The 22,907-nt window shown below is 75.3% G+C and carries 22 protein-coding genes and 1 riboswitch; of the genes, 20 read left to right on the forward strand and 2 right to left on the reverse strand.

The features are described from left to right. Positions 1-66 precede the first annotated feature (66 nt). From mihF to AC3D3D_RS01295, 16 genes are all read left to right on the forward strand, one after another. A complete protein-coding gene (mihF, locus tag AC3D3D_RS01220) occupies positions 67-378 on the forward strand; it encodes an integration host factor, actinobacterial type (protein WP_463661400.1) in 312 nt (103 codons plus the stop codon). Between the two features lie 38 nt (positions 379-416). Beyond that, positions 417-1,025 (forward strand): guanylate kinase, encoded by a 609-nt coding sequence (gmk, locus tag AC3D3D_RS01225; RefSeq protein WP_463661399.1) that lies wholly within the window; start codon positions 417-419, stop codon positions 1,023-1,025. A gap of 59 nt (positions 1,026-1,084) precedes the next feature. After that, entirely contained in the window at positions 1,085-1,348 is a 264-nt protein-coding gene (rpoZ, locus tag AC3D3D_RS01230; protein ID WP_463661398.1) for a DNA-directed RNA polymerase subunit omega, read from the forward strand. 8 nt (positions 1,349-1,356) lie between these two features. Continuing rightward, the gene (gene coaBC / locus AC3D3D_RS01235) at positions 1,357-2,643 is read left to right on the forward strand and encodes a bifunctional phosphopantothenoylcysteine decarboxylase/phosphopantothenate--cysteine ligase CoaBC (RefSeq protein ID WP_463661397.1); all 1,287 of its coding nucleotides are present in this window, start codon (positions 1,357-1,359) and stop codon (positions 2,641-2,643) included. A gap of 5 nt (positions 2,644-2,648) precedes the next feature. Next, entirely contained in the window at positions 2,649-3,854 is a 1,206-nt protein-coding gene (gene metK, locus AC3D3D_RS01240) for a methionine adenosyltransferase (protein ID WP_463661598.1), read from the forward strand. Between the two features lie 111 nt (positions 3,855-3,965). Then, positions 3,966-6,236, forward strand: coding sequence for a primosomal protein N' family DNA-binding protein (locus AC3D3D_RS01245; RefSeq protein WP_463661396.1), 2,271 nt, complete (start codon positions 3,966-3,968; stop codon positions 6,234-6,236). A gap of 58 nt (positions 6,237-6,294) precedes the next feature. Continuing rightward, entirely contained in the window at positions 6,295-7,242 is a 948-nt protein-coding gene (locus tag AC3D3D_RS01250; RefSeq protein ID WP_463661395.1) for a methionyl-tRNA formyltransferase, read from the forward strand. 161 nt (positions 7,243-7,403) lie between these two features. Then, positions 7,404-8,864, forward strand: coding sequence for an RsmB/NOP family class I SAM-dependent RNA methyltransferase (locus tag AC3D3D_RS01255; protein ID WP_488512262.1), 1,461 nt, complete (start codon positions 7,404-7,406; stop codon positions 8,862-8,864). 9 nt (positions 8,865-8,873) lie between these two features. Then, positions 8,874-9,542 carry a ribulose-phosphate 3-epimerase gene (gene rpe, locus AC3D3D_RS01260; protein ID WP_463661393.1) on the forward strand — a complete coding sequence of 223 codons (669 nt, stop codon included), beginning with the start codon at positions 8,874-8,876 and terminating at the stop codon, positions 9,540-9,542. 165 nt (positions 9,543-9,707) lie between these two features. Then, complete coding sequence (locus AC3D3D_RS01265) at positions 9,708-10,031, forward strand: hypothetical protein (protein ID WP_463661392.1); 324 nt, start codon at positions 9,708-9,710, stop codon at positions 10,029-10,031. 39 nt (positions 10,032-10,070) lie between these two features. Further along, positions 10,071-12,647, forward strand: a complete 2,577-nt coding sequence (locus tag AC3D3D_RS01270; RefSeq protein WP_463661391.1) for a hypothetical protein — start codon at positions 10,071-10,073, stop codon at positions 12,645-12,647. Positions 12,648-12,733: 86 nt separating this feature from the next. Beyond that, a riboswitch (FMN riboswitch) is annotated at positions 12,734-12,873 on the forward strand. A gap of 80 nt (positions 12,874-12,953) precedes the next feature. Continuing rightward, a complete protein-coding gene (locus tag AC3D3D_RS01275; protein WP_463661390.1) occupies positions 12,954-13,787 on the forward strand; it encodes an ABC transporter permease in 834 nt (277 codons plus the stop codon). Beyond that, on the forward strand, positions 13,784-14,830 hold the full coding sequence (locus AC3D3D_RS01280) for an ABC transporter substrate-binding protein (RefSeq protein WP_488512264.1): 1,047 nt from the start codon (positions 13,784-13,786) through the stop codon (positions 14,828-14,830). The genes AC3D3D_RS01275 and AC3D3D_RS01280 overlap by 4 nt, the downstream gene beginning before the upstream one ends. 17 nt (positions 14,831-14,847) lie before the next feature. Continuing rightward, positions 14,848-15,111, forward strand: a complete 264-nt coding sequence (locus AC3D3D_RS01285) for a phosphoribosyl-ATP diphosphatase (RefSeq protein WP_463661388.1) — start codon at positions 14,848-14,850, stop codon at positions 15,109-15,111. 50 nt (positions 15,112-15,161) lie between these two features. Next, the gene (hisG, locus tag AC3D3D_RS01290) at positions 15,162-16,007 is read left to right on the forward strand and encodes an ATP phosphoribosyltransferase (protein ID WP_463661387.1); all 846 of its coding nucleotides are present in this window, start codon (positions 15,162-15,164) and stop codon (positions 16,005-16,007) included. After that, positions 16,004-16,483 carry a PH domain-containing protein gene (locus tag AC3D3D_RS01295; protein WP_463661386.1) on the forward strand — a complete coding sequence of 160 codons (480 nt, stop codon included), beginning with the start codon at positions 16,004-16,006 and terminating at the stop codon, positions 16,481-16,483. Before hisG ends, AC3D3D_RS01295 begins: the two co-directional genes overlap by 4 nt. 36 nt (positions 16,484-16,519) lie before the next feature. Here the strand turns inward: AC3D3D_RS01295 and AC3D3D_RS01300 are convergent, their stop codons facing one another. After that, positions 16,520-17,698: a DUF3866 family protein gene (locus AC3D3D_RS01300; protein ID WP_463661385.1), complete on the reverse strand. Its 1,179-nt coding sequence runs from the start codon at positions 17,696-17,698 to the stop codon at positions 16,520-16,522. Between the two features lie 34 nt (positions 17,699-17,732). On the opposite strand from AC3D3D_RS01300, the gene AC3D3D_RS01305 reads away from it, so the two are divergent. Then, entirely contained in the window at positions 17,733-19,736 is a 2,004-nt protein-coding gene (locus tag AC3D3D_RS01305) for a helix-turn-helix transcriptional regulator (protein ID WP_463661384.1), read from the forward strand. A 4-nt stretch (positions 19,737-19,740) separates the two neighbouring features. Here the strand turns inward: AC3D3D_RS01305 and AC3D3D_RS01310 are convergent, their stop codons facing one another. Further along, entirely contained in the window at positions 19,741-20,559 is an 819-nt protein-coding gene (locus AC3D3D_RS01310) for a glycerophosphodiester phosphodiesterase (RefSeq protein ID WP_463661383.1), read from the reverse strand. Positions 20,560-20,589: 30 nt separating this feature from the next. Here AC3D3D_RS01310 and tatA point away from each other — a divergent pair, with 30 nt between their 5' ends. From tatA to AC3D3D_RS01325, 3 genes are read left to right on the forward strand one after another with little or no spacing between them, the layout of a single operon-like run. Further along, a complete protein-coding gene (gene tatA, locus AC3D3D_RS01315) occupies positions 20,590-20,997 on the forward strand; it encodes a Sec-independent protein translocase subunit TatA (protein ID WP_463661597.1) in 408 nt (135 codons plus the stop codon). 36 nt (positions 20,998-21,033) lie between these two features. After that, positions 21,034-21,810, forward strand: a complete 777-nt coding sequence (gene tatC, locus AC3D3D_RS01320) for a twin-arginine translocase subunit TatC (RefSeq protein ID WP_463661382.1) — start codon at positions 21,034-21,036, stop codon at positions 21,808-21,810. Next, a complete protein-coding gene (locus AC3D3D_RS01325; RefSeq protein WP_463661381.1) occupies positions 21,807-22,898 on the forward strand; it encodes a diacylglycerol/lipid kinase family protein in 1,092 nt (363 codons plus the stop codon). Before tatC ends, AC3D3D_RS01325 begins: the two co-directional genes overlap by 4 nt. The last annotated feature ends 9 nt before the right edge of the window (positions 22,899-22,907 follow it).

The following is a 22,907-nucleotide window of genomic DNA, read 5'->3' on the forward strand; positions in this document are numbered from 1 at the left end:
CGTGCCGCACCGGCTACTGTCAGGGTCCTGATCAGGTCCGATCAACACGATGACGAGGTGGTCGACGTGGCAGTACCCCCGCTGACGGCGCAGGAGCGCGCCGCTGCCCTGGCCAAGGCCGCCGAGGCGCGCCGCGTGCGTGCCGACGTCAAGGCGAAGCTCAAGGCCGGGGCGCTCCAGCTCTCCGAGGTCCTCCAGCGGGCGGGTGAGGACGAGGCGCTCAACAAGCTCAAGGTCGTCGCCCTGCTGGAGTCGATGCCCGGCGTGGGCGCCTCGACGGCCCGCGCGATCATGGCGGAGTTCGGGATCGCCGAGTCGCGCCGGGTCAGGGGCCTGGGCCCGCACCAGCGCTCGCACCTCGTCGAGCGCTTCGGCTGAGCGACAGGGCCCCGGTGGGGACCTGTCAGAATGAACCGGTGCCGAACCAGCCTGCAGCGACGGACCGCGGATCCGTCGACACCTCACGCCTCACCGTCCTATCCGGCCCCACCGCCGTCGGCAAGGGCACCGTCGTCACCGAGCTGCGCCGGCTCTACCCGGACCTGTGGTACTCCGTCTCGGCGACCACCCGGCCCCGGCGCCCCGGCGAGGTCGACGGCGTGCACTACCACTTCCTCACGAGCGAGCAGTTCGACGCCGCCGTCGAGGCGGGTCAGATGCTGGAGTGGGCGGTCGTGCACGGCGTGCACCGGTACGGCACCCCGCGCCAGGCGGTCGTCGAGCACCTCGCCACCGGCCGGCCGGTGCTCCTCGAGCTCGACCTCCAGGGCCACCGTCAGGTCCGGGAGGGCCTGCCCGGCGGCCGGCACGTGTTCCTCGCCCCGCCGGACCGGGCCGAGCTCGTGCGGCGCCTGGTGGGCCGCGGCACCGAGACCGAGGAGGAGCGCGAGCGGCGCCTGGCCACGGCCGACGTCGAGCTGGCGTCCGTGCGCGAGTTCGACGAGATCATCGTCAACTCCGACGTGACCGAGGCCGCACAGGCCCTGGCCGGTCTCATGGGGCTGGTTCGGGAGCCGACGCGCTAGGATGGGAGGCCGTGCGCCCGCCGTCAGGCCGGGGCGCCCGCCGCCACCGAGGAGGACCCATGCTTGGAACCGTCGCCGAGCCTATCGGCATCACCGACCCGCCGATCGACGAGCTGCTCACCACCGTCGACTCGAAGTACGCCCTGGTCATCTACGCCGCCAAGCGCGCGCGTCAGATCAACACCTACAACCAGCAGCTGCAGGACGGCCTGCTGGAGTTCGTCGGCCCGCTCGTCCCCTCCGCCCCGGAGGAGAAGTCGCTGTCGATCGCGCTGCGCGAGATCAACGCGGGCCAGCTCACCCTCACGCGCACGCAGGACTGATCCCGCTCGTGGCGACGGGCCGGTCCCTCGAGGTCGTCCTCGGCGTGAGCGGCGGCATCGCCGCCTACAAGGCGCCGCTCGTCCTGCGGCTGCTGACCGAGGCCGGCCACCAGGTCCGCGTCGTCCCGACGGCGGCGGCCCTCGAGATGGTGGGCGCCCCCACCTTCGCCGCCCTGTCGGGCCGGCCCGTCCGCACGGGCGTCTTCGAGGGGGCCACGGCCGTCGACCACGTCGACATCGGCCGTCGCGCCGACCTCGTCATCGTCGCCCCCGCGACGGCGAACACCCTGGCCCGGGCCGCCGCCGGCATGGCCGACGACCTGCTCACCGCCACGCTGCTCACCGCCACGTGCCCCGTGCTCCTGGCACCGGCGATGCACACCGAGATGTGGCGCCATCCCGCCACGGTCGCCAACGTCGCGACCCTGCGCAGCCGCGGCGTCACCGTGCTCGACCCCGACTCCGGGCGCCTGACCGGCGCCGACTCCGGCCCGGGCCGCCTGCCCGAGCCCGAACGCATCGTCGCGGCGGCCCTCGCGCTCGTCGAGCCCGAGGCCCGCGCCCTGCCGGAGGGCGCCGCCGGCACCTGCCCGCCCCGGCGCCAGGACCTCGCCGGCCGCACCGTCGTCGTCTCCGCCGGCGGCACGCACGAGCCGATCGACCCGGTCCGTTTCATCGGGAACCGCTCCACCGGCCGGCAGGGCGTCGCGGTGGCCCGCGCCGCGGCCGAGAGGGGCGCGCGCGTGACGCTGCTGGCCGCCAACGTCGAGGCCGCGCTCCTGCCCGACGAGCTCGCCGTCGACGTCGTCGAGGTCGGCTCCACCCTCGAGCTCCAGAAGGCCGTGACCGGGGCGGCCCGGCAGGCCGACGTCGTCGTCATGGCCGCCGCCGTCGCCGACTTCCGGCCCGCGCAGGTCGCGGGCACCAAGGGCAAGAAGGACGGGACCGGCCGCCGCACCATCGAGCTCGTCGAGAACCCCGACATCCTCGCCTCCCTGGCGGCCGACCGTCCCCGCACGGGGCAGCTCGTCGTCGGCTTCGCCGCCGAGACCGGGGACGAGTCCGGGTCCGTCCTCGAGCACGGCCGCGCCAAGGCCCGCCGCAAGGGGGCCGACCTGCTCGCGGTCAACGCCGTCGGGGAGGGGATCGGGTTCGGCGACGTCACCACCGAGCTGACGATCCTCGACGGCCGGGGCGAGACCGTGGCGACGGCCTCGGGGTCGAAGGACCAGATGGCGGACGCGCTGCTCGATGCCGTGGTCGACCTCCTGGCGGGCACTACGATCGAGCGGTGAGTCAGCTGCGCACCTTCACGTCCGAGTCCGTCACCGAGGGGCACCCGGACAAGATCTGCGACCGGCTCTCCGACGCGATCCTCGACGAGCTCCTGCGCGAGGACCCCCACGCGCGCGTGGCTGTCGAGTGCCTGGTCACCACCGGTCAGGTGCACGTGGCCGGGGAGATCCGCACCGAGGGGTACGTCGACATCCCCACGATCGTGCGCCGCGAGATCAGCCAGATCGGCTACACCTCGTCCGAGGTCGGCTTCGACGGCCGCTCCTGCGGGGTGTCGGTGAGCGTGGGGGAGCAGTCCGCCGACATCGCCGCGGGCGTGGACAAGTCCCTCGAGACGCGTGACGACGCCCGGGGCATCGACCCCCTCGACGTCCAGGGCGCCGGTGACCAGGGCCTGATGTTCGGGTACGCCACCGACGAGACCGACTCGCTCATGCCGCTGCCCATCCACCTCTCCCACCGGCTGGCCGAGCAGCTCGCCGTCGTGCGCCGCGAGGGCCAGGTGCCGTGGCTGCGGCCCGACGGCAAGACCCAGGTCACCATCGGCTACGACGGCGACGGCCCCGCCGCCGTGACCGGGGTGGTCGTGTCCACCCAGCACGACGAGGACGTCACCCAGGACATGCTCGACTCCGCGGTGCGCTCCCTCGTCCTCGAGCCGGTGCTCGCGGCCGAGCTCACCGGCGCCGCCGCGGGCATCGACAGCTCCGCCGTCCAGGTGCTCGTCAACCCGACGGGCCGGTTCGTCCTCGGCGGGCCCATGGGGGACGCCGGACTGACCGGGCGCAAGATCATCGTCGACACCTACGGCGGGATGGCCCGCCACGGCGGCGGCGCGTTCTCCGGCAAGGACCCCAGCAAGGTCGACCGCTCGGCGGCCTACGCCATGCGGTGGGTGGCCAAGAACGTCGTGGCGGCCGGCCTCGCCCGTCGCTGCGAGGTCCAGGTCGCCTACGCGATCGGTCGCGCGACGCCGGTCTCCCTGTACGTGGAGACCTTCGGCACCGCACGGGTCGCCGAGGAGGAGATCGAGCGCGCCGTGCGGGCCGTCTTCGACCTGCGCCCGCTGGCGATCATCGCCGACCTCCAGCTGCAGCGCCCGATCTACCGCCCGCTGGCGGCCTACGGTCACTTCGGCCGCCGCGACCTCGACCTGCCCTGGGAGCGGCTCGACCGCGTCGACGCGCTGCGCGACGCGATCGCCGGTTGAGCGGGGGCAGATCTCCCGCTCCGGTGACCACAGGTCGCCCGGCCGACGCCCCGTCCACCGTCGCGTCGATCCGCGCGCTCCGCTGTCCCACGCCCGTGATGGGATGGGGCGATGACCCCCCGCGCCGAGCAGCCCTCCCTGGGTGAGCTCGTCGACCTCGCGCCGCCGGCCGCGGCCGGGGGCGACCCGGACGCGGACGTCGTCTCGGTCCTGGTGGAGACGCCGCTCGCGCATCTCGACCGCCCCTTCGACTACCTCGTCCCGGCCTCGATGACCGAGCAGGTCGCCGTGGGCTCACGCGTGCGGGTGCGGTTCGCCGGCCGGGACCTCGGCGGGTTCGTCCTGGCCCGGACCAGGGGCGCGGAGCGGGCGGACCTGGCCCCCCTGCGGCGCGCCATCAGCCCGGTCCCGGTGCTCGCCCCGCCGGTGGCGCGGCTCGTCCGCGCGGTCGCCCGCGCCCACGGCGGCACCGCGGCCGACGTCGTGCGCCTCGCCGTGCCCCCGCGCCACGCCGCGACCGAGACCTCGGTGATGGAGCGGGCCCGGCCTCTAGGCGGCGAGGCGGCGGCCGGGGGCGGCGGTCGCGCGGACGCCGATCGCACCGCACCGGACGGCGGGTCGCTGGCCCCGGCCGGGGGAGGCGACACGGTCGCCGACGACGGCGAGGTGCCCGAGGCCGAGGCGGCGCCTGAGACACGTGACCCCGGCGCCTGGGCGAGCTTCACCGCCGGTCCCGCCTTCCTCTCCCACCTGGCGGCCGGCGAGTCCCCGGCGGCCGTCGTCACCGCCCTGCCCGGCACGACCGCGGCCCTGGTCACCCGCGCGGTCCGGGCCACCCTGGCCGGCGGCCGCACCGCGCTCGTGGTCGCCCCGACGGCGCGGCACGTCGACGAGCTCGCCGAGGCCCTCACCGAGGCCGGGGTGCCGGGCCTGGCCAGGCTCTCGGCCGAGGACGGCACGGCCCGGCGCTACCGCACCTTCCTGCGCGCCCTGACCGGCTCGGCCCGGGTCGTGCTCGGCACCCGCTCGGCGGCCTTCGCCCCGCTGGTCGACCTGGGGCTGGTCGTCCTCGTCGAGGACGGCGACGATCGGCTCGCCGAGCCGCGCGCCCCCTACCCGCACGCCCGGGACGTCCTGCTCGCCCGCCACCTGCCCGAGCCGGTCGCGGGGACGGGGGAGGGCACCGAGCCCGACCGGGCGACCGATGGCGGATCGGCCGAATCGCCCGTGCGCCGCGACGAGCCCGCACACACCTCGGGGGAGCGGGCGGCGCTGGCCGTCATCGGCGTGTCGAGATCCGTGGCCGCCCAGCAGCTCGTGGCCTCCGGCGCCGCCGCCTCCCTGGTGGCTGACCGGGCGCTCGTGCGGGAAGGGTCCCCGCGGGTGATCGCCCCGAACGACCTCGACCTCGCCGCGGACGGCCCGGCGGCCGCGGCCCGGATCCCGCACGCGGCCTGGCGGCTCGTGCGCGAGTCCCTGGCCGCCGGCCCCGTGCTCGTCCAGGTCGCCCGGGCAGGCTACGTCCCCGCGCTCGCCTGCGCCCGGTGCCGCGAGATCGCCCGGTGCCGGCACTGCCACGGCCCGCTGGCCCTGGGCCGGGGCGACACCCCGCCGTCGTGCCGCTGGTGCGGCCGGCACGCCGCCGACTTCCGCTGCACGACCTGCGGGTCGTCCGCACTGCGGGCCGTACGGGTCGGCGCGGCCCGCACATCCCACGAGCTCGGGCGGGCCTTCCCTGGCGTCCCCGTCGTCACCTCCGGGGCGGGGGAGGACACGGGGGTCGCCCGCACCGTCGACGACCGGCCCCGGCTCGTCGTCGCCACCCCCGGTGCGGAACCCGTCGCCGACGGAGGCTACCGCGCCGCGCTGCTCCTCGACGGCGGCGTCGCCACCGCCCGCCCGGGCCTGGCCGCCGCCGAGGAGGCGCTGCGCCGGTGGATCTGGGCGGCCTCGCTCGTGCGCCCGGCCCCCGACGGGGGGCGGGTCATGCTGCTCGGACGCCCCGCCCCGGCCGTCGCCCAGGCACTGGTGAGGTGGGACCCCGTGGGCCTGGCCGAGCGCGAGCTCGTTGAGCGCACCGAGCTCGCCCTGCCGCCCGCGGTCCCCGTCGCCTCCGTGGTCGGCCCGCCCGCCGCGGTGCGCTCCTTCCTCGCCCACCTCGGCCAGGACGCGCGCGCCGGGGCCGTCGACGTCCTCGGACCGGTCCCGGTCGAGATCGCGGGTGGTCCGGTCACGGGCACCGAGGAGCAGGTGCGCGCCGTCGTGCGCACGGACGCCGGCACGGAGCTGGGGCCGCTGCTCGCCGCCGCGGCCGCCGCCCGGTCCGCGCGCAAGGAACGGGGCGGCGTGCGCGTGGAGATGTCGCCCGCCGAGCTGCTGTGAGACCCGGCGTGGTCGCCGGCGTGCGACACCCCGTCGGACGGCGCCTACCATCGTGAGGGTGCGAGTCCTCTTCGCCGGCACCCCGGTCGCCGCGCTCCCGGCCCTGCACCACCTCCTGCACTCACCGCACGAGGTGGTGGGGGTGCTCACCCGCGCGCCGGCGCGACGAGGTCGTGGCCGCACCCTGTACCCGTCCCCGGTGGGGGAGGCCGCCGAGGAGGCCGGCCTCGAGGTCCTCACCCCGCGCACGCTGCGGGACGCCGACGTCGTCGAGCAGATCCGTGCGCTGGACGCGGACGTGGCCGCCGTCGTCGCCTACGGCCTGCTCGTCCCGCCACCGGCGCTGGCGGCCACGACCCACGGCTGGGTCAACTTGCACTTCTCGCTGCTGCCGGCCTACCGGGGCGCCGCCCCCGTGCAGCGGGCCCTGCTCGCGGGCGAGGACGTCACCGGTGCCACGACCTTCCTCCTGGACGAGGGACTGGACACCGGTCCGGTGCTGGCGACGATGACCGAGACCGTCCAGCCGAGCGACACCTCCGGGGACCTGCTCGACCGCCTCTCCGTGGCCGGTGCGCCGCTGCTCACCCGCTCCCTGGAGACCCTCGTCTCCGGGCTCATCGACCCGGCACCACAGAGCGAGCACGGCGTGTCGCTGGCCCCCAAGCTCAATCCCGCCGACGCCTTCGTCGACCTGCAGGCACCCGCGGCCCAGGTCGACCGGCTGGTGCGGGCCACGACCCCGGCGCCGGGCCCCTGGACGACCCTGCCCGACGGCGCCCGCCTCAAGCTGCGCCCCGTGCGGCTGCGCCCCGACGTCGACGACCTGGCCCCCGGCCAGGTGCGCGCGAACCGTCATGAGGTGCTGGTGGGGACCGCCACCCACGCTGTCGCGCTCGGCGAGGTCGCCCCCGCCGGCAAGAGCTGGATGGCCGCCGACGCCTGGGCGCGCGGCGCCCGCCTCGAGCCCGGTGCCACCCTGGGTGAGAGCCGACCCGAGGCATGAGTCCCCGCGAGGACGGCCCGCGCGGAGGCGATCGGCGTCGAGACCAGCGCGGCGGCGGCCGCGGCGGTCGCAGCGGCCCGGGACGCTCGGGCCGCCCTGCCGGACAGGGCCGACAGGCCCGACCGTCCCGCACCGACCCGGCCCGACGCGCCGCCTACCAGGTGCTGCACCAGGTCCGCACCGAGGACGCCTACGCCAACCTCGTGCTGCCCGCCCTGCTGCGGGAGCGCGGCCTGACGGGCCGCGACGCCGCCTTCGCAACCGAGCTCGCCTACGGCACCCTGCGCATGTCCGGGCGCTACGACGCGATCCTCACCGTGGCCTCGGGCCGCGACGTGGCCACCCTCGACGCACCGGTGCTCGACGTGCTCCGCCTGGGCACCCACCAGCTGCTCGGCATGCGGGTGGCCGCGCACGCGGCGGTCGCCGAGTCGGTCGCCCTCACGCGCGAGGTCGCCGGGCCCGCCCCGACCGGGCTCGTCAACGCGGTGCTGCGCAAGGTCGGCGCGCGCGACGTCGAGGACTGGCTCGACGACGTCGCCGACGACGTGCGCGAGCGCGGCGGGCAGTGGTACGACGTCGCGGCCGCCGTGGAGTCCCACCCCGCCTGGGTGGTGCGCGCCCTCCAGCAGGCCCTGCTCGCCGACGGCCGCGACGCCCGCGAGCTCGGTGACCTGCTCGACGCCGACAACACCCCCGCCCGGGTCACCCTCGTCGCCCGGCCGGGCTGGTCCTCGGTCGGCGAGCTCGGCCGTCAGGCCCGCGACCTCGGCGGTGACGTCGAGCAGCACCCGTTGCCCGGCGCCGTCGACCTGGTGGGGATCTCACCGGGTGACCTCAAGGACGTGGCCACCGGTCGCGCCGGCGTCCAGGACGCAGGCAGCCAGCTCGTCGCGCACGCCCTGCTGGCGGCGCCCCTCGGCGCGGGGGCCCACGACGACGGCGGCACGTGGCTGGACCTGTGCGCGGGCCCCGGCGGCAAGGCCGCCCTGCTCGCCGCCGCCGCGTCCGGGCGCGGCGCCCACCTGGTCGCCAACGAGGTCCAGCCGCACCGCGCCGAGCTCGTCCGGCGCGCCGTCGCGCTCGCCAGGGACGCGGTGACGGTCACGGTGGCCGACGGCCGCACGGCCACCGACCTGATCGAGCCCGTCGCCCCGCGCGGGGCGAGCCGCATCCTGCTCGACGCGCCGTGCACGGGCCTGGGTGCGCTGCGCCGGCGTCCCGAGGCCCGGTGGCGGCGCACCGCGGAGGACCTCGAGGTGCTCACCGGCCTGCAGCGCGAGCTGATCGCCGCCGCGGCGCGAGCCCTGGCACCGGGTGGGGTCCTCGCCTACGTCACCTGCTCGCCGCACGTGGCCGAGACCCGCGCGCAGGTCACCCACCTCCTGCGCACCACGCCCGGTCTCACGCTGCTGGACACCGCCGCGGTGATGCGGTCCGTGGCCGGCGGCCTGGCCGAGCGGGTCACCGGCACCGCGCTCGACCGGCAGGGCCGCGACGAGCAGGAGCAGGGGCAGCGGGAGGGGCCGGCCCCGGACTCCTCCGTGGTCCAGCTGTGGCCCCACGAGCACGGCACCGACGCGATGTTCCTCGCCCTCCTGCGCCGCGAGGGACGCGACTAACCTGGGAACATGGCCTCCATCGTCGTCTCCCCGTCCATCCTCACCGCCGACCTCTCCGACCTCGCCGGGGAGCTCGGCCGCATCTCGGGCGCGGACTACGCCCACGTCGACGTCATGGACAACCACTTCGTCCCCAACCTCTCGTGGGGGCTGCCCGTCGTCGAGGCCTGCGTGCGGGTCAGCCCGGTGCCGATCGACGCCCACCTGATGATCGAGGCCCCCGACCGCTGGGCGCCCGCCTACGCGGAGGCCGGCTGCGCCTCGGTGACCTTCCACCTCGAGGCGGCGATGGCGCCGGTCAAGCTCGCCCGTGAGCTGAGGGCGGCCGGCGCGAAGGCCTCGGTGGCGATCCGCCCGGGCACCCCGGTCGAGCCGCTGGTCGACCACCTCGCCGAGTTCGACATGATCCTGCTGATGACGGTCGAGCCGGGCTTCGGCGGTCAGACCTTCATCGAGTCGGTGCTGCCGAAGATCCGTCGCGCCCGCGAGGCCGTGTCGGCCGCGGGCCTGGACATCCGCCTGCAGGTCGACGGCGGCGTCTCACGGGCGACCATCGAGCGGGCCGCCGAGGCCGGTGCCGACACCTTCGTCGCCGGCTCCGCGGTGTACAACGCCGAGGACGCCAACGCCGAGATCGCCGCGCTGCGCGAGCTCGCCCAGGGGGCACACGCGCACTGACGGGCAGACGCCCAGCACCACGGGGACCTCTCCCCACCGCGACGAGGCCGTCGGCACCTGCTGTTCACCTGCTCGCCATGGTGGGTTCAGCCCCTGCGGACAGCATCGGGCATCGTGCACCGCCGGTGACCCGCCCGGTGCCCCGCCCGCGAGGAGGAGCCCGTCATGACGCTCGAGATCGATCCGTACTCCACCTCCGCGGTGGGCGACGACGTCTGGGTCGACGGGATGCTCCTGCGCGACGCCGCCGGCGAGCTGCCCGAGGAGAGCGTCCTCAACCGGGGCGTCGGCAACGGGCCTGACGCGATCGCCGGCGACCTGTCCGCCCTGCGCTCGGCGCTGGCCGACTTCGCCTCCACGCACGACACCGGGCTCCTCGCCCTCGCCGCAGCCACGGAGGCGTGCGGCTCGGCCACCGTCAGCGTCGCCGAGGGTTTCGAGGAGGTCGACCACGCCTCCGGCACCGGTTTCGACTTCCTCGAGGTCTGAGCGCCCGGCCCCCCCACCTGATCCCCGAGAGGAACCGCCATGAGTGGTGCTGACCAGCTTCCCCTGCCCGACGGTGTGGCCCAGACGTTGATGGTCCAGGGCACCAACGTCTCCCGCATCCAGGGCCGCCTCGAGCAGACCCTCCTCTCGGACGGGTCAGCCTCCGAGCGGCTGCGCGGCGCGTTCCCCGAGGGCGTGTCGTCCGACGCCATCGACACCGAGCTCTCCGTCCTGTCCGGGCACGTCCAGACGGCGACCGGGAACATGGGCAGCGCCGGGCAGCACATCTGGGACTTCGGTGCCTCCCTGGAGCACTGCACCTCCACCGTCGAGGCCCTGCAGACCGAGTGGGACGAGCTCGACGCGTGGTTCGACCAGTCGCTGGACACCATCAACAGCGACCCCTACTACGCCGACCCGGCGAACCAGCGCGACAAGTCCGAGGCGATCGAGTCGATCGACATCCAGCGCGAGAACCAGCGCGAGGACATCAAGGACCGGTACGACTCCGCGGTCGACGTCCTCGGGGACGCCGCTCGCACCACGGCCTCCAGCCTCACCAGCCTCACCGACGGGTTCGTCCCCGCCTCCCAGCAGGGCAGCGCGAGCGACATCGCCGCCGCGATGACCGCGGGGACCACGATCGCCGACGGCGACCGTCAGCAGCACGTCGCCGAGGAGGAGGCCGAGGAGGCCGCCGACCTCCTCGAACGGGGTGAGAACGGCGACACGGAGGCGCTCGAGGAGTTCAACCAGACCTACGGCGACCGTGTCGACGACCCGTACTTCGCCGTCGCGCTCATGCAGCAGATGGGCGCGGAGGGCCTCGACGACACCTCGCAGTGGCTCATGTCGACCATCGACGCCTTCGAGGGCTACCCCGAGGAGCAGAAGCTGCTGCGGGAGACCTTCGGGATCCTCGGCACCGCCTACACCACCTCGACGGGATCGCTCGACGAGGGCGACGTGTCCAGCCAGTTCGAGTCGGTGGACCCACAGACGCGCGCCGAGATGGCCGAGTGGCAGCAGAGCTGGCTCAACGACCTCCAGACGACCGGTCGCGTCGGCGTCAACCCCCACACCGGAGAGCCGTACGACCCCAACATCGACTACACCGCCCTGTACGGGTACGACATCCAGAGTCAGCTGCTCGCGGCCGGCATGGCCCACGACCCCTCGCTCGACGTCGGCCGGGAGTACATGGAGACCGTCGGTGTCGACATGGTCGCCTGGGACCAGGAGATGACGGAGCTGCACCCCAACCGCACCAACTACCAGCACTCCGGCGGTTCGCTCGGCGACCTGCAGGCGTCGCCCCTGGGGGACCTCGGCCCCAGCGACTCCCGCCGCGACCCGCTGCACAACCTGCTCGTCGCGGCCGGGACGAACGAGCAGGCCGCCTACGGCCTGCTGCTCGCCGACCCCGACGGCAGCGGTGGTGCGGAGTCGGTGCTGGACTACTACATCTCCGAGCGTGGCAACGGCCAGGGCCTCCAGGGCATGACCGACCTCGGCACCACGATGGGCGACATCCTCGAGTCCTACGCACTCGACGACACCGACCAGGAGTCGGTCCAGCTCGCCCAGGAGTCGATCACCTCGTACAACGAGGCGATCTCTAGATCGGAGCCGTGGGCCGGCGACACGGCCGAGACACGAGCCGGGATGAACATGATGGCGCTGCGGCCCGCCATGGGCACGGTGACGGCCACCTATATCGACGACCTCCACGCCGCGTTCGACGGTCAGGGGTCGAGCGACATCGTGTCCGAGGGTGCCAACGGCACGTGGAACATCCACTTCAGCGACGCGACCTTGAACAATCTTCATCACATGTTCGGGGACCTCGGCTACGACCGGCCCGACGAGATCGTCAGGCCCGGTGAGGACGGGTCCGTCATCGGCGACCCGGACAATCCTCCGGCGCTCCAGCGGGTCCTCAACGCCTCCTACGCGCACACCAACAACGCCATGTACGAGGCGCTCAGCGCGGGCAACATGGACAGTGCGCAGTCCGCGTTCGGCCGTGGGAGCTACTTCGACGCCTTCGTCCTGGAGTCGCTGTCGGACGAGAAGGGCGACTCGGCGAGCGCGCTGGACTCCTACAACCAGTACATGCAGGACCTGGCGAACGAGGGCATCGGGCTCGTCCCCTTCGACGACATCCCCGTCGTCGGCGGCGGGGTCGACAAGGTGGTGGACTGGGCGAAGGACCCCGTCCTCGAGGCGATGTTCGACACCGGCAACGAGGACGCCTCCCGTGTCGATGCCGCGCAGTGGCAGCAGGCGCAGAACGCCATGGTCAACGACCGGTTCTACTCCGTGGTCGCCGCGGCAGGATCCTTCGACGGCGTGCCGAGCCCCGCGGAGTGGGCCGAGTCCACCGGCCGTTCGGGGACCGACCCGTTCTGGAACGAGGACGGCAGCGTCGTCCCGTACGACCAGATGACCGACGACCAGCGCGCGCAGTTCATCAGCTACCTCAACGACCACGACAACGGTGCCGGTGCGCAGTACGGATCGATGACCGACGACGCCGAGGGGCGCATGAACGACGCACGGACCCGGGCGAGCAACGACAACGTCGCCGACCAGGGGGACAAGGACGGCGGCTGAGCCGCCCTCGCCGCACCTCCCGCCACGCCCACCTCGGGGCCCGGACCTTCGTGCCCGGGCCCCGACGTCGTACACTGCCCCCGAGCACGTGCTCCGGGGTCGGTGAAAATCCGAACCGGCGGTGACAGTCCGCGAACCCGAGCCCACGCAGGCAGCTGCGCGGGGGAGGGCCGATCCGGTGGAACTCCGGGACCGACGGTCAAAGTCCGGATGAGAGGAAGCACGCGAGGCAGGCCACCCGGCCTGCCTCCTGGGACTCTCCGCGTCCCCTCGCCCCGGTCCACGTCGACCGGGAAGGAGGACGCGATGGCACTGCCGATCGAGCACGGTGAGCCGACCCCCACGGGGGCCGTGCCCGAGGGCCCCGCGCGTCCCCGCCCACCCGCACGCACCTCCGCGAGGCGCGCGCTCGCCCCGGTCGGCCTGGGCGTGGCCGTCCTGCTGGTCTGGGAGCTCGTCTGCCGCACCGGCCTCGTCGACCCGTACTTCCTGCCCGCCCCGAGCGAGGTGCTCGCCCGCGTGGCCGAGGACCTGCGCGGACCGGCCCGCGGCTACCTGTGGCCCACCCTCGTCTCCGCCGGGGCCGGCTCCCTGCTCGGCGCCGCCGTCGCCCTGCCGCTGGGCATCACCATCGCCTCGTCGCCGGTGGCGCGCCGCATGCTCGAGCCCTACGTCGCCGCCTCCCAGGCGTTGCCCGCCGTGGCCGTCGCCCCGCTGCTGGCCCTGTGGCTCGGCTACGGGGCCGCGCCGGTGATCGTGCTGTGCGCCCTCATGGTCTTCTTCCCCATGCTGCTGGGCACGGTCCACGGCCTCACCCACGTCGACCCCGAGATCGTCGAGGCCGCCCGGCTCGACGGCGCCGGCGGACCGGTCCTGCTCGGCCGCATCCTGCTGCCCCTGGCCGTGCCCTCGATCCTCACCGGGGTCCGCAACGGCGTCACCCTCTCGCTGACCGGCGCCATCGTCGGCGAGATCGTCACCGGCGGGCGGGGGCTCGGGATGCTGCTCTCCGCGCGCGCCTCGTCCGCGGACACCGTCGGCCTGTTCTCCGTCCTCACGGTCCTGTGCGTCCTCGCCGCGTCGCTGTTCGGCGCGGCCGGGGCGCTCCAGCGCCACCTCCGTCACCGACAAGGAGCATGATGTCCCCCCGCCGCAGCACCGCCCCCCGACGCCGACCGGCCCGGGTCCTCACCGCACTGACCGTCACGGGCCTGGCCGCCGCGACGCTCGCCGCCTGCTCCGCGGACGACGCCGACGAGCCGGCCGACACCGAGCTGACGATCGGCCTCACCTACGTCCCCGACGTCCAGTTCGCCCCCTTCTACGTCGCCGAGGAGCGCGGCTACTTCGCCGACGAGGGCGTCGACGTCACGCTGCGCCACCACGGCGCCTCCGAGGGCCTGTTCACGGCCGCCGAGTCCGGCGAGGAGGACGTCGTCGTCGCGGGCGGCGACGAGATGCTCCAGGCCGTCGCCGGCGGCGCCGACCTCACCACCGTGGCCACCATGTACCAGGAGTACCCGGTGGCCGTCCTCGTGCCCGAGGACTCCGAGATCACCTCCCTGGCGGACCTGCCGGGCCACAGCGTCGGCGTCCCCGGCGAGTTCGGGGAGACCTGGTTCGGCCTCCAGGCGGCCCTGGCCACCCTGCCCGACGGCGGGGAGGAGGTCGCGGTCGAGACCATCGGCTTCACCCAGGTCGCGGCGCTGACCGCCGGCCACGTCGACGCCGTCGTCGGGTTCGTCAACAACGACGCCGTCAGCCTCGAGCGCGCCGGCAGCCCCGCACGCGCGATCGACCTGGGCGAGGACGTGCCGCTCGTGGGCGTCGGCCTGGTCGCCACCGGCAGCGCCCTCGAGGAGGACGAGGAGGCGGTCGCCGCCGTCGTGCGCGCCGTGCTGCGCGGCATGGCCGACGTCGCCGAGGACCCGGAGGCCGCCGTCGACGCGTCGGCCGCCCACGTCCCCGACCTCACCGAGCCCGAGGCCCGCGAGTCCGCCCTGGCGGTCGTCGAGGCCACCGCCGAGCTCTACGGCAGCGAGGACGAGGCCGGCCGGATCGACGCCGCCCGGTGGGAGGCGATGGCCACCTTCATGACCGACGCCGGGCTGCTGAGCGGCGAGGTCGACGCCCGCGCCGCGGTGCGCGCGCCGGCGGACACGCCCGTCGTCGTCGACGAGTGAGCCGTAGGCTGGCACCCGTGAAGACGTTCGACCAGCTGTTCGCCGAGCTCACCTCCAAGGCCGCCGAGCGCCCCGAGGGTTCGGGCACCGTCGCGCAGCTCGACGCCGGCGTCCATGCGATCGGCAAGAAGATCGTCGAGGAGGCCGCCGAGGTGTGGATGGCCGCCGAGCACGAGAGCGACGAGGCCGCCGCGGAGGAGATCAGCCAGCTGCTCTACCACCTGCAGGTCCTCATGCTCGCCAAGGGCCTGAGCCTCGACGACGTCTACCGCTACCTCTGAGCAGCCCCGTCCGCCACGGACCGGGCCCGCGTCCCCCAGGAGAGAGACCCATGCTGCGCATCGCCGTCCCGAACAAGGGCGCGCTGTCCGAGCCCGCCACCGACCTGCTCGCCGAGGCGGGCTACCGGCGACGCCGGGACTCCCGCCAGCTCGTCGTGGCCGACCCGGACAACGACGTCGAGCTGTTCTTCCTGCGTCCCCGCGACGTCGCCGTCTACGTCGGCGCCGGCACCGTGGACTGCGGGATCACCGGCCGTGACCTGCTCGTCGACTCCGGGGCGGACGCCATCGAGCACCGCGCCCTGGGCTTCGCCCGCTCGACCTTCCGCTTCGCCGCCCCCGAGGACGGTCCGCGCACCATCGAGGACCTCGCCGGTACCCGGGTGGCCACCTCCTACGACACGGTGGTGCGCGGGTTCCTCAACGAGCGCGGCATCGACGCGAGCACCGTCCACCTCGACGGCGCCGTGGAGTCGGCGGTGCGGCTCGGCATCGCCGACGTCGTCGCCGACGTCGTCGAGACCGGCTCGACCCTGGCGGCCGCGGGGCTGAGCACCTTCGGCGAACCCCTGCTGGAGTCCGAGGCGGTGCTCGTGCGCCGCGCCACGAGCGAGGAGCCCGCCGGCCTCGAGGTGCTCGACCGCCGCATCCAGGGCGTGCTCGTGGCCCGCCAGTTCGTCCTCATCGACTACGACGTGCGGCGCGCGGACCTCGACGCGGCCATCGCCGTGGCGTCGGGCAGCGAGTCCCCGACGATCTCCCCGCTGCGCGACGACGACTGGGTCGCCGTGCGCGTGATGGTCGAGCGTCACCGCATGAACAAGGTGATGGACGAGCTCTACGGGGTCGGCGCCCGGGCCATCCTCGTCACCGCGATCCTGGCCAGCCGCCTGTGACGGACCCGGCCCGGATCCGCGCCGAGCTGCACGCCCCGGTCCGGCCGCGCCTGGTGCGCCTGGTCGCCCGGGCGCTGCAGGTCGCGGTCGTGGTGGGCGCGGTCCTCATCATCATCTTCACCGGCCGGGTGCCGGGCGTGGAGCACTGGGGACTCGTCGACCAGGCCGGCACCGCTCTGCTGGCCGTGATCATCGTCGTCGTCCTCGAGCGCCAGGTGAGGGTCGCGGCCCTGCCGGACGAGGAGGGCCTGACGGTGCGCAACTTCTTCGGCGGGCGCCGGGTGACCTGGCCGGAGATCCTCGGCGTGGAGTACGGCGAGCACCGCCCGTGGGCCAACCTCGACCTCTCGGACTCGAGCACCCTGGCGGTCATGGCCGTCCAGCGATCCGACGGGACGCGCGCCCGGGAGGCGGCGGCCCGGCTGTCCACGCTCGTCGAGCTGCACGCCCGGGAGGGCGGCGCGGACCAGGGCTGACGGGCGCGCCTGCCCGGACCGTCGCGGCCGGGCCCGTCAGCCGAGCAGGGTCGCGGCGTGCACGCCGGCGGCGGCCGCGGCGAGGAAGGGCACGGGGTCCGCGCTCAGGTCGCGGCCCATGCTCGACATCCGCACCCCAGCCAGTTCCTCGACCTCGCGCAGCGCCGCCGGCAGGTCCGCCACGTCGACGTCGACGCGGCGGTGCCGCCCGGCCAGCGTCGCGGGCAGCCGGTCCTCGACCAGGGCGGAGTGGTCCGGGCCCGGCCAGGCCAGGGGCGTGGGCACGACGACGTCGCACCCGGCGAGCGCGACCCGCCCGAGCGCGGTGACGCTGTGGTGGGAGAGCCCCTGGTGCCGCTCGCGCGCGTCGGTGCCGGACATCCGTAGCACCGCCACCCCGCGGCCGCCGAGCGTGGCGGCCGCGTTGAGCGCCTCGCCGGCCGCGACGCCGGAGTATCCCCAGCGTGTCCCGGTCCCGAGGTTGCCGGGACCCTGGGCGACGACCACGACGTCGGCATTCAGTACGAGCCGGGCGCCCAGCAGGCCGGTGTGCACGGTCACCGCCTCGAGGTCGCCGCCGAAGGCCTGGCCCACGGTCACCGTCCCGGCGATGAGGCCCGCGCCGGTGAGCCCCGCGGCGGTGCGGGAGAACCAGGCGGGCAGCGCCCCGCCGTCGGTCATCACCGAGATGAGCCGGGCGCGCGGGCGGACCTGGCGCACACCGGCGACGACGGCGGGCAGCGCGGAGTGCAGGTCGGCCACCACCACCGGCATGCCGGCGAGGTCGTCGGCGCCCGTCAGGTCCTCGTGGTGCGCGGACTCCTGCTCGTCGACGCCGAGGACCATCACCTGGCCGGGGGTGTAGCGCGCCTTGACGAGGTGGCCGGGCCCGGGCGGCGGGTCGTCGGGCAGCCGGTCGGGCAGCGCGACGACGAGCGCGTACCCGCCGGTGCCCAGCCCGCGCGCGAGCGCGGTCGCGTTGAGCAGCACCCGGTCGCCCGGCACGGGGTCGCCGACCATCGCGGGGTAGGCGAGCGCGCGCACGCGGGAACCGGGGGAGACGGCGGAGCCGGAGGAGTCCGCGTCGGCCGGGGAGCCGTCGGGACCGTCGGTGCCGGGCTCGGTCGGCTCCCCGTCGAGGACGACCTCGAGCTCGACCGCCCCGGGCCACTCGCGACGCCGGGACACCACCTCACCGCCGCGCCACAGGATCACGTCGTCACGCTACCCCGGCAGGTAGCGTGGGCCCGTGAACGAGGCGGCGGTCAAGGTGTCGAAGGAGGAGCGCCTCCTCAACCTTCTGGCGGCGCTGCGCGCGAGCTCGCGCGGGCTGTCGAAGGCGGACGTGCGCCGCCAGGTCCACGGCTACGGCGGTCAGGGCGACGAGGCCTTCGAGCGCATGTTCGAGCGGGACAAGGACTCGCTGCGGGCCCTGGGCGTGCCGCTGGAGAACATCATCTCGCCCACCCACCGCACCGACATCACCTACCGGGTCGCCGACCAGGGCGACGCCGTCGCCGAGCTCAGCCTCACCGCCGAGGAGTCGGCGGTGCTCGCCGCGGCGGCCGGCGTGTGGCGCGACGCCTCGCTCAGCTCCCCGGCCCAGCGCGGGCTGACCAAGCTGCGCGGCCTCGCCGGCGGACCGGGGGAGGGCAGCCCCGGGGCGGCGTCCGGCCCGACGCTCACCCCCGGGGTCGGGCTCGCTGAGCCGGGCCCCGCCTTCGCCGTCGTCATCTCCGCCCTCGAGGAGGGGCACGCCGTGCGCTTCGGCTACCGCGCGGCCTCCACCGGGGCGCTGAGCACCCGCGTCGTCGACCCGTGGCGGCTCGTGGCCCGGGGCCGGTCCTGGTACCTCGTCGGCCATGACCACGACCGCGGCGCCGCCCGGGTCTTCCACCTGGCCCGCATCCGCGGCCGCGCCCGCGCCGAGGAGGGCGGGACGCGCGTCCCGCCGCCCGCGGACCTCGACCCGGCCGCGCTGCTCACCGTCGCCTCCGGTCCGTCGGTCGACGCCCGCGTGGCCGTGGCCCCCGGACGGGGTGGCACGCTGCGCGGCCACGGCACCCTCGAGCCCGACGCGGCCGACGCCCCCGAGGGCTGGGAGGTGATCGCCCTGGCCGCGACCGACGTCGTGGGGCTCTCCGCCGACGTCGCCGCCCTGGGCGAGGCGGCGCTCCCGCTCGACCCGCCGGAGCTCGCCCTGGCCGTCCGGGCGCGCCTGGCGCACCTGGCCGAGGTCCCGGTGTGCGAGGCGGAAGCGCCGGCGGCCGCCACGCGCGCGCCGGAGCAGGCACGCCGGCCGCGCCGCGAGGTCGCCGAGGACCGGCTCACCCGGCTGCTCGCCATGGTCGTGCGGCTGCGGGAGCACGGGGACCAGACGGTCGCCGACCTCGCCGAGCACTTCGGGGTTCCGCAGCGCCAGATCCTCGCCGACGTCGACCTGCTGTGGGTCACCGGTCTGCCGGGCTACCAGCACGACGACCTCATCGACTTCTCCGCGGACGCCCTCGACGCGGGCGTCGTCTCCCTGGCCAACGACCAGGGCATGGCCCGGCCGCTGCGCCTGGCCACCGACGAGGCGGTGCTGCTGCTCGTCGCGCTGGGCCCGCTGCGGGCGGTGGCCGCGGGCGTGGGGCTGCCCACCGGGATCGTCGACCGCCTCGCCGACAAGCTCGAGGCCGCCGGCGGTGCGGCACCGAGGGTCGCCGGCGTCGTCGACGTCGCGGTCCCCGACGCCGACCCGGTCGCCCTGGAGCGGGCGCGCGAAGCCATCGAGACCGGCCGGCGCCTGCACCTGGACTACGTCTCGGGGGCGGACGTGCGATCCGAGCGCGACGTCGACCCCCGCTCCCTGGTCAACGACTCCGGTTCCTGGCTGCTGTCCGCGTGGTGCCTGCGGGCCGGTGCGCCGCGCACGTTCCGCATCGACCGAGTCCGGTCGGCCGAGGTGCTCGACACCCCCGCCGAGGACCACCCGTGGCCGGAGCGCACCGGCCAGGTGGGCGAGGCCGGAGAGCTCGTCGTCGTCGAGCTGGTCTCGGTGGCCCGCTGGTTCGCCGAGACCGTCCCCTCGGTCGCCCTCGAGGACCTCGACGACGGCGGGGTGCGGCTCTGGCTGCGGGTCGCCGACCCGGCGTGGTTCGTCTCGGCGATGCTCGACCTGGGGCGCGACGTCCGCCGGATCGGTCCGGCACCGTGGGCGGACCGGGTCCGCGCCGCGGCACGGGCGGCCCTGGCCCGGCACGGCGCCTGAGTCCTCAGCGTCCCGGCCCCGGGCGCGCGGCGAGGTGCCGGAGCATCGCGGCGGGGTCGTCGGTGACGAGCACCTGCGCGCCGAGGGCCAGCGCCCGGTCGGCGTCCGCGGGGGAGTTGACCGTCCACGCCCAGGTCGCCAGGCCCGCCCGTCCGGCCCGGTCGGCCAGGTCGGTATCGAGCCAGGCGTGCTCGGCGGCGATGGCCACCGCGCCGAGGGCGGTGGCGGCCCGGACCGGGTCGGGGTCGGCCCAGGCCGCACCGCCCGCGTCCCGACCGCCCAGGAAGGGCGATCCCGCGGCGGTCGTCGGCGCGTCGGCAAGGACCGCGCGGGGGACCTCGGGCAGCCGGGCGGCCGCCTCGGCGAGGACGGCCCGGTCGAAGGACTCCACCACGCACCGCCCGCCGAGGGGGTGCGCCCGTAGGACAGCGGCGACGGCGTCGACGGCCGCGTCGGGCGGTGCGGCGAGCGCGGGCTCACCGGGGGAGGACTTGATCTCGACGAGCACCCACGGGCGGGTGCCCGCCGCGGCGCCGGCCCCGGCGACGGCGTCGAGGCACTCGAGCAGGGTGGGCACGCCGAGCGCCGCGAGCTCGGCGGCCTCGAGCGCCCGCGTGGGACGGCCGTCGACGAGCAGGTCGTGGCGGACCACGGCGACGCCGTCGGCCGTCAGGTGGGTGTCCAGCTCGACGCCGTGCGCGCCCTCCTCGACGGCGAGCGCGAGCGCCTCCGGGGTGTTCTCCGGACGTCGCAACGGTGCGCCACGGTGACCCAGGACCTCGGGCTCAGGCGCCGGGGGCGGTGCGGCGTCTATCCTGGGCATGTTCCGACCTCCCGTGCAAAGGTGACCACCATGTTCCGCAACGGCCTGCAGCCGATGCACCTCATCATCCTGCTCGTGGTGATCCTGCTGGTGTTCGGCGCCTCGCGCCTGCCCGACATCGCCTCGTCGATCGGGAAGTCGCTCAAGGTCTTCAAGAAGGAGGTCCGCGAGCTGCGCGACGACGAGCCCGACGGGCAGAACGGCCAGGGCCAGGCACCGCACGGGCAGCAGGGCCAGGGACAGGCGCCGCAGGGACAGCCGCCACAGGATCAGCAGGGATACCAGCAGCAGGGATACGCGCAGCAGCAGGGCGGCCAGGGGCAGGCGCCGTACGGACAGCCCCCGCAGCAGCCCTACCCGCAGGGCCACGACCAGCACCCCGGCCAGGGCGCGACCGCCTCCGGCAGCACGCCCCCGCCGTCGACGCCCGCCGGCTAGCGGGTGGCGCGCCGCAGGCGCGATCCCGAGGGACGGATGCCGCTGCGCGAGCACCTCGGTGAGCTGCGCAGACGTCTTCTCCTCGCGCTCGCGGGCATCGCACTCGGCGCCGTGGGCGGCTGGTTCCTCTACGAACCGGTCCTGCGCCAGATCACCTCGCCGCTGACGGCGGCCCGCGTCGACGGGGCCCTGTCGGGGCTCAACTTCACCACCCTGGGCTCCGCGTTCGACCTGCAGGTCCAGGTCGCCGTCGTCATCGGCGTCTTCCTGTCCTCGCCGTGGTGGATCGCCCAGCTGTGGCTCTTCCTCGCGCCCGCGCTGCGCCGCGGCGAAAAGCTCGTGGCCGTCGCCTTCGCCCTGTCGGGGGCGCTCCTGTTCCTCGCCGGCGGGACCTTCGCCTGGTTCCTCGTCCCGCACGTCGTCGAGATCCTCACCTCCTTCGTCCCCGACGGCGGCACGAGCCTGGTCGACGCCCGCTCCTACCTGGTCTTCGTGCTGCGCGTCCTGGTGGTCTTCGGCGTGGCCTTCCTGCTGCCCGTGGTCATGGTCGGTCTCACCGCGGCCGGTGCCGTGCGCGCCCGTGCCTACCTGCGCGCCTGGCGGTGGGCGGTCATCGGCGCCTTCGTCTTCGCCGCCTTCGCCAACCCGCTGCCCGACGCCTGGTCGATGATCGCCATGGCCATGCCCATCCTCGTGCTCTACTTCGGGGCGATCGGGGTCTGCGCGCTCATCGAGCGCCTGCGCTCGCGCCGCGCGGCCCGCCGTGACGCGGACCCAGCCGTCGAGGTCCCACCCGCACCGGAGGTCGCATGAGCGCGCGCGTCGGACTCGTCATCAACCCCTCGGCCGGTGCCGGCAACGGCGCCCGGGTCGCCCAGGAGGTCCGCGGGGTGCTCGGCGACCTCGTCGAGACGCACGACCTGACCGGCACCGACGCGCTGCACGCGCTGGCCCGCGCCCAGCGGGCCGCGCGGGAGAACCGGATCGACGCCCTCGTCGTCGTCGGGGGCGACGGCATGGTCCACCTCGGGCTCAACGCAGTCGCCGGCACGCGGGTACCGCTCGGCCTGGTCTCGGTCGGCTCGGGCAACGACGTGGCGCGCGCGCTCGGCCTGCCGGTCAACCGGCACGTGGACTCCCTGCGCCTCATCCACGCCGCCCTCGACCCGGCCGACCCCTCGGCCGGCACCCGCCCCCTCGACGCGATCCGGGTCAGCCGACCGGGACCGCCGCGCGGGCGCCACGCCGCCGGGCCCACGCTCGGCCTCGTGCCCGGCGGGGAGGACGTGCGCTGGTGCGCCTCCTCCCTCGTGGCCGGCTTCGCCGCGCAGATCAACCTCACCGCCAACCGGATGTCCTGGCCGCGCGGGTCGCTGAAGTACCTGCGCGCCACGGCCGTCGAGACGGCGCGGTTCACCCCCTACGGGGCCACCGTGACGATCGACGGCGAGGGGAGCACCGGCCCGGTCACGCTCGTCTCGGTGTCCAACACCGATCTCATCGGCGGCGGGCTCACGGTCGCCCCCGGCGCCGACCCCACCGACGGCCTGCTCGACGTCGTCCACATCGACGCCGTGGGCCGGGGGACCATCACCCGGCTCTTCCCGCGCTTCTCGAACGGCTCGCACGTGCAGCTGGACCCCGTCACCGTCACCCGCGCCCGCGAGGTGCTCCTCGAGGACGCCCCCGGGCACGGCCGCACGGTGCCCACCGTCATGGCCGACGGCGAGGAGGTCGGCACCCTGCCGCTGCGCGCCCAGGTCGTGCCCGGCGCATGGCGGGTGTGCGCGCCGCAGGCGCCGGCGGACCCCGACGGCAGCGCGGACGAGACCGCCGGCAGCACCGATGCCTCGGCCGGGCCGGGCGGGCGCCTCGCGCGGCTGCGCCGACGTCGGACCTAGCCTGGGGGC

Source organism: Georgenia sp. X1117, assembly GCF_057784635.1.

Excerpts from the sequence above, each read along its gene's own strand:
- AC3D3D_RS01265 (WP_463661392.1), top strand. The coding sequence starts at position 9,708 with ATGACGCTCGAGATCGATCCGTACTCCACCTCCGCGGTGGGCGACGAC.
- hisG (WP_463661387.1), top strand. The coding sequence starts at position 15,162 with ATGCTGCGCATCGCCGTCCCGAACAAGGGCGCGCTGTCCGAGCCCGCC.
- AC3D3D_RS01325 (WP_463661381.1), top strand. The coding sequence starts at position 21,807 with ATGAGCGCGCGCGTCGGACTCGTCATCAACCCCTCGGCCGGTGCCGGC.
- AC3D3D_RS01275 (WP_463661390.1), top strand. The coding sequence starts at position 12,954 with ATGGCACTGCCGATCGAGCACGGTGAGCCGACCCCCACGGGGGCCGTG.
- AC3D3D_RS01310 (WP_463661383.1), bottom strand. The coding sequence starts at position 20,559 with ATGCCCAGGATAGACGCCGCACCGCCCCCGGCGCCTGAGCCCGAGGTC.
- rpoZ (WP_463661398.1), top strand. The coding sequence starts at position 1,085 with ATGCTTGGAACCGTCGCCGAGCCTATCGGCATCACCGACCCGCCGATC.
- tatC (WP_463661382.1), top strand. The coding sequence starts at position 21,034 with ATGCCGCTGCGCGAGCACCTCGGTGAGCTGCGCAGACGTCTTCTCCTC.
- AC3D3D_RS01245 (WP_463661396.1), top strand. The coding sequence starts at position 3,966 with ATGACCCCCCGCGCCGAGCAGCCCTCCCTGGGTGAGCTCGTCGACCTC.
- AC3D3D_RS01280 (WP_488512264.1), top strand. The coding sequence starts at position 13,784 with ATGATGTCCCCCCGCCGCAGCACCGCCCCCCGACGCCGACCGGCCCGG.
- tatA (WP_463661597.1), top strand. The coding sequence starts at position 20,590 with ATGTTCCGCAACGGCCTGCAGCCGATGCACCTCATCATCCTGCTCGTG.
- AC3D3D_RS01270 (WP_463661391.1), top strand. The coding sequence starts at position 10,071 with ATGAGTGGTGCTGACCAGCTTCCCCTGCCCGACGGTGTGGCCCAGACG.
- rpe (WP_463661393.1), top strand. The coding sequence starts at position 8,874 with ATGGCCTCCATCGTCGTCTCCCCGTCCATCCTCACCGCCGACCTCTCC.